At 40.1% G+C, this 9,803-nt stretch carries 10 protein-coding genes and 1 pseudogene; 4 read left to right on the top strand and 7 right to left on the bottom strand.

What is annotated here, in order from left to right:
- A pseudogene (locus tag CHA01nite_RS18665) lies at positions 1-237 on the bottom strand (transposase); the annotation flags it as partial.
- A 226-nt stretch (positions 238-463) separates the two neighbouring features.
- On the opposite strand from CHA01nite_RS18665, the gene CHA01nite_RS18660 reads away from it, so the two are divergent.
- From CHA01nite_RS18660 to CHA01nite_RS18645, 4 genes are all read left to right on the top strand, one after another.
- A complete protein-coding gene (locus CHA01nite_RS18660) occupies positions 464-994 on the top strand; it encodes a hypothetical protein (protein ID WP_146944199.1) in 531 nt (176 codons plus the stop codon).
- Positions 995-1,302: 308 nt separating this feature from the next.
- On the top strand, positions 1,303-2,004 hold the full coding sequence (locus CHA01nite_RS18655) for a GLPGLI family protein (protein WP_146944197.1): 702 nt from the start codon (positions 1,303-1,305) through the stop codon (positions 2,002-2,004).
- 65 nt (positions 2,005-2,069) lie between these two features.
- Positions 2,070-3,536 (top strand): DUF5687 family protein, encoded by a 1,467-nt coding sequence (locus tag CHA01nite_RS18650; RefSeq protein ID WP_146944195.1) that lies wholly within the window; start codon positions 2,070-2,072, stop codon positions 3,534-3,536.
- Between the two features lie 4 nt (positions 3,537-3,540).
- Positions 3,541-4,284, top strand: coding sequence for an ABC transporter ATP-binding protein (locus tag CHA01nite_RS18645; protein ID WP_146944193.1), 744 nt, complete (start codon positions 3,541-3,543; stop codon positions 4,282-4,284).
- Between the two features lie 120 nt (positions 4,285-4,404).
- Here the strand turns inward: CHA01nite_RS18645 and hemE are convergent, their stop codons facing one another.
- From hemE to hemA, 6 genes are read right to left on the bottom strand one after another with little or no spacing between them, the layout of a single operon-like run.
- Positions 4,405-5,442, bottom strand: a complete 1,038-nt coding sequence (gene hemE / locus CHA01nite_RS18640) for a uroporphyrinogen decarboxylase (RefSeq protein WP_146944191.1) — start codon at positions 5,440-5,442, stop codon at positions 4,405-4,407.
- Between the two features lie 42 nt (positions 5,443-5,484).
- Positions 5,485-6,168, bottom strand: a complete 684-nt coding sequence (locus tag CHA01nite_RS18635; protein ID WP_146944189.1) for a uroporphyrinogen-III synthase — start codon at positions 6,166-6,168, stop codon at positions 5,485-5,487.
- Positions 6,168-6,824 (bottom strand): peptidoglycan recognition protein family protein, encoded by a 657-nt coding sequence (locus CHA01nite_RS18630; RefSeq protein WP_146944187.1) that lies wholly within the window; start codon positions 6,822-6,824, stop codon positions 6,168-6,170. Before CHA01nite_RS18630 ends, CHA01nite_RS18635 begins: the two co-directional genes overlap by 1 nt.
- A gap of 5 nt (positions 6,825-6,829) precedes the next feature.
- Complete coding sequence (locus CHA01nite_RS18625) at positions 6,830-7,411, bottom strand: DUF1287 domain-containing protein (protein WP_146944185.1); 582 nt, start codon at positions 7,409-7,411, stop codon at positions 6,830-6,832.
- A 27-nt stretch (positions 7,412-7,438) separates the two neighbouring features.
- Positions 7,439-8,350, bottom strand: a complete 912-nt coding sequence (hemC, locus tag CHA01nite_RS18620; protein WP_146944183.1) for a hydroxymethylbilane synthase — start codon at positions 8,348-8,350, stop codon at positions 7,439-7,441.
- Positions 8,337-9,611 carry a glutamyl-tRNA reductase gene (gene hemA, locus CHA01nite_RS18615; RefSeq protein WP_146944181.1) on the bottom strand — a complete coding sequence of 425 codons (1,275 nt, stop codon included), beginning with the start codon at positions 9,609-9,611 and terminating at the stop codon, positions 8,337-8,339. The genes hemC and hemA overlap by 14 nt, the downstream gene beginning before the upstream one ends.
- Between the last annotated feature and the right edge of the window lie 192 nt (positions 9,612-9,803).

The following is a 9,803-nucleotide window of genomic DNA, read 5'->3' as shown; positions in this document are numbered from 1 at the left end:
TTTTACACTCTGGCTATCCATGATTCCAAGACTGGCATCTGCATTCTGGCCCTTTTTAATCCTGACTTTCTCCCTTAGTTTAGATAAGAGAAGATCGAAGACTTCCAGGTCCGACCACTTCGAGTAGTAATAGTAAACCAGCTGCCATTTGGGAAAGTCCAGGGGTAACATCCGCCATTGGCAGCCTGTTTTTACAAGATAGCTGATAGCATTCCATATGACATGCAGATCATGTTTGCGTTTCCGGTCATCAAATTGTAATGTTTTTTTTATAAATTGCCACTGGGTTTGGGTTAGATCGGTTGGATACATTGACGTTTTATTTTTGCAACCTTAAAATGGTAATTTTTTTCCAATTTTTAACCCTTACTCTTTTTTTATTTTAATTTTTAAACAGGCTCTAAGAATTTTAAGATGAAACATATGAAAAAATCATATATTTGTGAAAAATAATAATTGTAGAATGAAAAAAACTCTAATGTGTCTTTCAATATCAATGTTTTTATTTAATTCGTGTACAAATGAAACTGATAGTACCAATTATACTAGTATTGAAACAGTTCAAAAAGTAAAGACAGATTCCAACCAAAAGATATCAAGATCAATTACATTGAAATTTGAAGTAAAGATAGTAGATGAGAAGGGAAATTATGTTGAAACATATAATGTCGATTTACCAGTAGCTTTAATTGAAATTGCAGAAAAACAATATTCGTTAGATATGACAAATTTGGAAGCAATAAATACTATTGATGAAAAAACAAAAAAAGCTGTAAAGTTATATGTTCCAAAGAAAGAATATCTTAATGCAAATAGAGCTTTGCCATTTAACCAGTTTCATTCTATTGAGAGTGGATATGGAGATGACGGGTATGGTTGTTTGGTTTATGGGCATTATATTTATGCAGATAACGGGCTTTCGCTCTTTCAACCTTGTAAATTATGTGTAGGATTTTCTGAAATTTGTCCACCAGAAGGAGGTGCTTTTGTTTAAATGATTAAAATATTACCATATATATCAATATTAATATTTCTTTTTAGCTGTTCAGCTAAAAAGAAATATTATGCTGTATATGATGATTATAGTAATTTTGATTATAACTATTATGATCATCAATATAGAATGCAAAAAAGACAAGATGCATGTATACTTATTGATGGTAAATTATCAACTAAAAAAGAACTTAATTATTTTATTCAGCGAGAAAAAATAAAATCATTATCTTTAATTAAAGATTCACTCATAATAAAAGAAATATATACACTAAAATGTAAAAGTCTTATAAATATTCTTTTAAAGAAATGAAAAATATATTAGTCATATTTTTGATGCTTTCATCTATGCTTAATGCACAAGGAAATAAATTAAAATTTAGTCATAAGGTATTATATGATTTTTATTTTGTCTCTGATTCTTTACAAAATGAAAAGAAGAATTATGAGAAGATGGTTTTATATTTTTCTGATGAATATTCAATTTTTCAAAGTAATAATAAGATTAAAGTTGACTCATTATTAAGCAGAATAAAAAATGAGGATTTAAAAAAAAGACCATTTTTGAAGGTAAATAATGTGATTTATAAAAATAATCTAACTAAAAAAGTTTATTTTATTGAGAATATTAATACTGAAAGTTTAGCTTATATTGATAATTATCATGACATGAGGTGGGAGATGGTTAATGAAACAAAGATGTTGCTTAATGTGCCTTGCAAAAAAGCTATAACAAATTATAAAGGTAGAAAATATATAGCCTGGTATTCTGAGAAAATACCTTTTTCCTTTGGTCCTTATAAATTTGGAGGTCTTCCCGGACTAATTCTTGAACTATTTGATACTAAAAACAATTTCAAATATACAGCTACTGAAATTACAGCTACGGATATAAATTTAGTTAGTAATATAGATTATAAAGTAATCAATAAAGATGAATTTATAAAGTATAAATTAGATTTTTTAAGGTCTGTATATAAGCCATTAATTTATAATCCAATAGAACTTTAGATAATTAATCTAAAGAGACTGTAACATATCAACCTTTTTACTTACCAATGTAATAAAAGGTAACTATGTTTATACAATTCCTCAGATTAGAAATCAAAAGCTTTTTCCGCGGCAGTTCTTTAGGGATCAACCTGGCGATGAAAATTCTCCGTTTCATCGGAATCCTTTATTTTATGTTCTGTCTGGCAGGAGGTGCGTTTGCTGCTTTCTATTACGTTCAGGAAGAAATGCATCAGGATCCGGTAAAAGTTGTTTCCCGGTTTTTAATCATACTCTGGGCAGCCGACCTGATCGCAAAATACCTGTGGCAGGAATTGCCAACGCAGAACATCAAGCCTTTTCTGACGCTGAATATTTCCAAAAAGACGCTGGTGAATTATATGCTGGGCAAAACTTTCCTGAACGCGTTCAGCTGGCTGAATTCCCTGTTCCTGATTACTTTTTCCGTCATTGCCTTGTTCAACGGGTATGATGTTTTGGGCATGATGGCCTGGCTGATCGGGGTTTCACTATTGTTTTACCTGAATAATTTTATCAATATCCTTTTCAACAATAAAGAAGCCGTCGTGATTCTGGTAGGCTGTCTTTTCGCAGCGGTTATCGGATTGGCCTATTACCACATTATGCCGGTACTGGAATATTCGGAGCGGTTTTTCTTCAGTTTTTATGAGAAGCCGTATTTTATAGTGATTTCCATCGTATTATTCTCAGGGCTCTGGAAAATCTGTTACAGCCATATCCGTAAAGTTTTTTATCTGGATGAAGGCCTGGAAGCAAAGAAAGAAGTCGGGAAAACGGAAAATATTGTCTTCCTGAATCAATTCGGTGCCATCGGGACATTTATCAACAACGACATCAAAATGCTCAGGCGGAATAAAGGAACAAAAGGGATTATTTGGGGAAGCTTCCTGTTTCTTTTTTACGGAATGCTGATGTTCTCTTCTTCCATCTATAAAACGCCGGCAATGATGATGTTTATGGGACTTTTTGTAACGGGCGGATTTCAGTTTATGTTCGGGCAGCGGGTGCCGGCTTTCGACAGCTCTTACTATCCGCTCATGATGACGCTGAATGTACCGTATAAAGAATATCTGAAAGCCAAGTGGTGGCTGATGAATATTGTTACCGCCTGTTCAATGATCCTCGCGGTATGCTATGCCTATTTCGGCTGGGACATGTACCTCACATTCTTTGCGGCAGGAATTTATAATATCGGGGTGAATTCCCAGTTTACCCTCTGGTCAGGTGCTTTCAATAAAATGCAGATCGACCTGAATTCAAAAGAAAAAAGATTCGGACAGAAAAACAGCTTTAATATCAAGGCGATGCTGTTGCTGATTCCTAAAATGATCCTGCCGATGGTGGTGTTCGCCCTGATGAAATACTACTTTAATATTACCGCAGGAGTAATCAGCATTGCGGTGCTGGGACTGATTGGATTTTTATTAAGGGAAAAAATCTTCAATATCATCGTCAGACACTATAAGGTAGAAAAATACAGTACACTGGAAGCATTCAAAAACAAAGATTAATCATATGATCACAATCAATAATTTAACAAAGACGTACGGTAAAGCTACCGTTTTAAATATAGAGCATCTTGAAATTCCTCAGGGGGAAACGTTCGGTTTGGTAGGAAACAACGGAGCCGGGAAAACCACGCTGTTCAGCCTGATGCTGGATCTTATTCAGCCGACGACAGGCTTTGTGAGCATCGATGGAATTAAAGTGAATGAATCCGAAGCCTGGAAAAACAAAGTTTCCGCTTTCGTAGACGATTCTTTCCTGATCGGCTACCTTACGCCGGAAGAATATTTCTACTTCATCGGTGAGCTGAGAGGGCAGAACAAAGCATCGGTAGACGATTTCTTAAAACAGTTCCATGATCTTTTCAGCGGAGAAATTTTAAACTCCGGAAAATATGTCCGTGATCTGTCTAAAGGGAACCAGAAAAAAGTAGGCATCGTAGGCGCTATTATCGGAAATCCGGAAATCATCATTCTGGATGAACCTTTTGCCAACCTGGACCCTTCGACCCAGATTAAGCTTAAAAATTTAATTAAAGAACTATCCAAGCAGGACGGCGTAACCTTCCTGATCTCCAGCCATGACCTTTCCCATACGACGGAAGTCTGCAACAGGATCGTGGTGGTCAATAAAGGGCAACAAGTGAAGGATATCCGGACCAATCCGGAAACCCTGAAAGACCTGGAGCAGTATTTTGCCGATCAGATTTCAGGGCCGGCAGAACAGGTTTCTGCAACGGATGATTTAAATTAAATTATAAGAATAAGAAATACCCTCGCTGTCAGGCAAGGGTATTTTATTATATCAACTTTCACGAAGTCTGTCATTCCGTAAGAATCTCCGTGTTTTAGCAAAGAATTTCAAAAATAGGATTTAAAACTCAGCCGCCGGCTTCCAATCTACTACTGCTCTGATAAACGCTTCCGCATTTTCCACCGGGATATTCGGCAGGATACCGTGGCCCAGGTTGGCGATGTACCGGTCTTTTCCGAAACGGTTGATCATTTCAGTCACCATTTTTTTGATGGTTTCCGGGGTAGAGTGCAATCTGGCAGGGTCGAAATTCCCCTGAAGCGTTATATTATGGTTCGTGAATGTTCTGGCCAGCTCCGGTGTAATCGTCCAGTCAACGCCTAATGCGGAAACCGGCGATTTGGCCATATCTTCCAGGGCGAACCAGCATCCTTTTCCAAACACTACCACGTGCGTCAGCGGGCTTAATGCTTCCACAATCTGGCTGATGTATTGCCATGAGAATTCCTGGTAATCCGTCGGGGAAAGCATTCCGCCCCACGAATCGAAAACCTGAACGGCAGAAACGCCTTTTTCAACCTTTCTTTTTAAGTAAGAAATGGTAGTGTCCGTGATTTTCTGTAACAGCAGATGCGCTGCTTCAGGCTGCTGGAAACAGAATGATTTCGCAATATCAAAGGCCTTACTCCCTTTTCCTTCTACACAATAGCAGAGGATCGTCCATGGAGACCCTGCAAAACCGATCAACGGAATCTCATTGTCTAATTTTTGCAGAGTCAGTTCAATCGCGTCAAAAACATAGCCTAAGGTATCATTCACATCCGGAACCGCAACGTTCTGCACCTGTTCCATCGTTCTGATCGGGGTATCAAGCCAGGGACCTACATTTTCCTTCATTTTAAAATCGATGCCCATGGCCTGAGGAACCACCAGGATGTCGGAAAATAAAATCGCGGCATCCAGCGGAAATCTTCTGATCGGCTGTACCGTGATCTCAGAAGCAAGCTCCGGCGTCTGACAACGGGTAAAGAAATCATATTGGTCGCGCAGGGCAATGAATTCCGGCAGGTATCTTCCAGCCTGTCTCATCATCCAGACCGGCGGTCTTTCTACGGTTTCTCCGCGAAGTGCTTTTAAATATAGGTCGTTTTTAATCATAATATATAGTAGACTTTACTGCCAAAAATGACAATTAAAATATCAATCTTTATCTAGAATTTCCTTTCGGATCAGCTTCATTACCGATTTCAGCGTATTTCCTTCCGAAACGAGAACCGGCTGTGAAGTCTGTTTTCTCAGTTCGGCGGCCGTCGTCTCACCAATGGAAACCAGCTTCATATCCCCAAAGGAATTCCGATTTGCAAAACTACGAACTCCGCTCGGACTAAAAAACACGGCAGCATGATATTTTTCAGTTATTGCCGGATTGATTTCCTCGGTGTTGTACACAATGATTTTCCGGTAGCTGATATTCTGCAGCGGAAGGCTGCGGTCCAGAACGTCCAGCGCAATATTCCCGCAGAAGTGCAGAAATCTTTCGTGCTGGCAGTGGGTAACGATAAATTTTGAAAGTTCGTCGGCATTTCTGAGGACTTTAAAAGTTCCGAAACCGTTCTTCCGCAATTCTTTTTTGGTCTTTTCACCAACGCAGTAGATCCGGTTGTAATTTTTTGCCGCAAAATCTTCGTTGGGGATAAAACCGTTTTCAAAGAAAGAACTTACTCCTTTGGCGCTTGTAAAGATCAGTGAATAATCTTTTAGGTCGAACGGTGATATTCTTACGGAGCTGGTCTTGATTACTTCAACACAATCCACAGAGACATCTTCTCCCAATTCTTTGGACAGGAGGGCCGGATCGATGGTTTTGGTAAATAAGATCTTCATTAAGGATGGTCTTTTAAATGCAGGTCGGCAACCTGTCTTCTTACTTTATTCATAAAATCTTTTCCCGGATCTTCCTTTACGGTAAAATAAGCAGGATCCGATTCTTTCCAGAGCTTTGAATTTCTGAAAGCGCCGTATTCCGAATGCCCGATAAGGTATTCGATTTTGTATTTCTTCGTTAGATATCGGATCAGTTGGGCGTTTGATGCAATCTGTTTTTCGGTAAGCGGTTCTTTTTTACTGCCGATATTTTCAATTCCGACAGCGAAGTAATTCAGTCCGATGGTGTGCCTGGCAAACTGGTCCGGCTCCATCAGCTGGTAGATTGTTCCGTCCCGGTCGATCAGGTATTGTGAAGAGACATTCAGTGCACTTTGCTTTTTCAGCGTATTTCTGCCGCCTTCAAGATAGGTTTTATTAAAATATTTAAAATTGCTTTCCACATTTCCGTTGGCGGTGTAGTGAAGAACGATCATTTTAGGAGTAATCGTCGGGGCTTTCTGAACCAGTCCGTGATGTTCCTTTAAATAGTCGAGGCTCAGGCGGACCCTATCTTCGGAATAGCTGATCGGTTTTTGAATGATTTTCATTTCTCCGGTCTGGGCTTTTAAAAAGCCGGTCATCAGAATAGCATAAAAATAGAATATCTTCTTCATCCTGATTATTTCTGATATTGATAATGTCCGGTCATCTTAAATTTAAACAGGCAGTCTTTCAGAACCTGGCCTTTTCCGATATTATGGACAATCAGATAACGTTTTCCGTCGGCAGATTTCCGGTTCACCACCATTCCGATGTGCGTTAAATTTCCGGGAAGGAGCCAGGTGATGATGTCTCCGGGAATATACAGCCCGGGTGTTGTTTCGGTGGATTTTGATTTACCGTATCGGGCAAAGAAGACCTGCAGGTTCGGAACCCTCCGATGATCGATATTGGGGTCCGGTTTTTTCAGTCCCCAGGTTTTCGGATACTTCGGAAAGTTCTTTGCCATATCTTCGTGCACTTCCTTCTGAAGGTCGATCCCCAGTTTCCGGTAAGCCCGGATCACCACATCGGTGCAGACACCTTTGCCGGCCGGAACGTCACCGTTCGGATATTTAATGACAAAATAGGCAGGATCGTAAATTACTTTATCTTTCGTGAGGCTCAAAGCGGCATTGGAAAGCTTTTGGGCAAAAGGATTCTGCGCTTTCAGCAAAACCACGGAGAGCATGACCATCAGTATGGAAAAATATTTCTTCATCGCATGCGGAACTTTGAACCTTAAACCTTAAATCTGGTCCTTGATCTCTGCCATCAATTCCTTACCACCATTTTCCAGCACAACCCGGGCCAATTTTTCACCGAAATTTTCTTCGGGATGATAGATAAAGTTTTCGTCGGTAGCAATACAGTTTTTGCCGTCCAGCGAGCACAGAGCGCCTTTGAAGCGGACCTGGTCTTCGAAAATTTCGGCAAATGCCCCGATGGGTGCGGTACAGCCGCCCTCCAGAGTACTAAGGAAATTCCGTTCCATTTCTACACAGAGCTGCGTTTTCTCATGGTTGGTAAATTGTCTTACCGCCTCGTTGATTTCGGTTTTGTCAGCATGTCCGGCTACGGCAATCACCCCCTGTGAAGGGGCGGGAATCATAAACGGGATCATTTCGTAATCAATTTCCATTTTCATCCGCTTAATGCCTGCCAGAGAAAGGATCGTGGCATCAAAGTCGCCCTCTTCAAGTTTCTGAAGACGGGTCTGGATATTTCCGCGGATGTCGGAAAACTCCGCCTGCGGGAAATTTTTCAGCCAGAAAGCTCTTCTTCTTAAACTGCTTGTGGCTAATTTAAGCTCGTGGAGTTCTTTACTTCTGGCCGATTCTTTACGGATCAGGACATCCTGAGGGAAATCCCGTTCCAGGTAAGAAACGATTTCAAGATGGTCAGGAAGTTTGGTCGGGACGTCTTTTAAAGAATGTACGGCAATATCGATTTCGTCATTCAGTAATGCCACATCGAGGTCCCGGGTAAAAACCCCGGTAATTCCCAGGGCGTATAACGGCTGGGAAAGATTTTTATCCCCTGAAGATAGGATAGGGACAATTTCTGTTAAATAATTGTTGTTCTGAAGGTGCCTGGCCACTTGTCTCGCCTGCCAGAGGGCCAGTGCGGAATTTCTGGTTCCGATTCTAATGCTTTTCATTGAATTCGTTGTTGGGTTGTTCAACTAATATTTCGTGCATTAATTTACTAATTTCTTCGGCTTTTAACGGATTGTCGATGATATATTTTGCAAAACGGTTGGTGATTTTCTGAATCATTTTATCGGAAAGCTCCATATCCGTGATGTTTATATATTTATTTTTCTTATAAAAATTATGCATTTCATTGCGCTCCATATTTTTAAGGACCGCTTTAAAATGATGGATGTTCGGGGCCAGCCTGCGCTTTTTCTCCCATTCCAGGAAATCTTTCGTCATTTCCTTGATAATGGTTTCCGCTTTCGGGATTTCTCTTTCCCGTTGCTGGATGGTTTCCTGAATCTGCTTGGAAAGTTCATCCACATCAATCAGCGTCACATTTTTATTGTCCGTCACGTTTTTGTCAACGTTGTTCGGAATTGAAAGGTCGATCACCAGTGTTTCCTTTCCGTTGGGGAAATGCGATTTGTTAACGATCGGGTGCCTTGCTCCGGTGGCTACGATTAAAATATCGGTTCCGCTGAGCTCTTTATCGAAATCGGCATAGTCGATATGCGGGATCCTGTATTTTTCGGAGATCTTTTCAGCGGTTTCCTGCGTCCGGTTGGCAATCTTGATTTTAGGCTGGTAAACATGCTTCACCAAATTTTCCACCGTATTCTGCCCTATTTCTCCGACGCCCAGCAGCAGGATGTTTTTTTCAGCGATTCTTTTCTGGTTGTTCAGGATATAATGAACCGCCGCATAGGAAACGGAAGCCGCCCCGTTGGAAATGCCCGTTTCATTCTTGATCCTTTTTGAAATCTGGATGGCCGAATTGATGGCTCTTTCAAGATAAGGGTTTGAATTCTGCCTTTCCTTCTTAAAGCGGTTATAAGCCTTTTTAATCTGCCCGATGATCTCGAAGTCTCCGATAATCTGGCTCTCCAGTCCGGCAGCTACCCTGAACAGGTGTTTTAAAGCCTCCTCTTTGGTCAGGATATTGGCAAACTGCATGAAATCCATCAGATTGACGTCGATGGTTTTGCAGTATTCTTCAGCGACTAGCAGATAATTCGGTGAGGTGGTATAGATTTCGGTTCTGTTACAGGTTGAAACCACAAAAGCGTCTCCCAAGTCTTCATTGTGAATCCGGGTGACGAAATTCTTGATGTTTTCATCAAAAAATGCAAATTTACCCCGCGTTTCCGTATCAGCCTTTTCAAAACTGATGGAGAGAACGGCAAAATTCGAAGTCTGATGTATGTTGGAATACTGTAACATAAGCGGGGCAAATTTACGTTTTTTTTCACAAAACACCTTCTCAAATTGTATATGATAATTATCGTAAATAACTATTTTGGGATGCTTCTAAATAAAGGATGGTTTGCATAGACCGGACTTTTTTTACAGTCGGATTTGTTAATGGTTTTAAGAGTTTTAGTGCTGAAAAATTCTCTGTGCTTTTCATATTTA

Source organism: Chryseobacterium hagamense (assembly GCF_007991455.1).
Taxonomy (GTDB): Bacteria; Bacteroidota; Bacteroidia; order Flavobacteriales; family Weeksellaceae; genus Chryseobacterium; species Chryseobacterium hagamense.
This window is presented reverse-complemented; position numbering and strand designations above follow the sequence as displayed.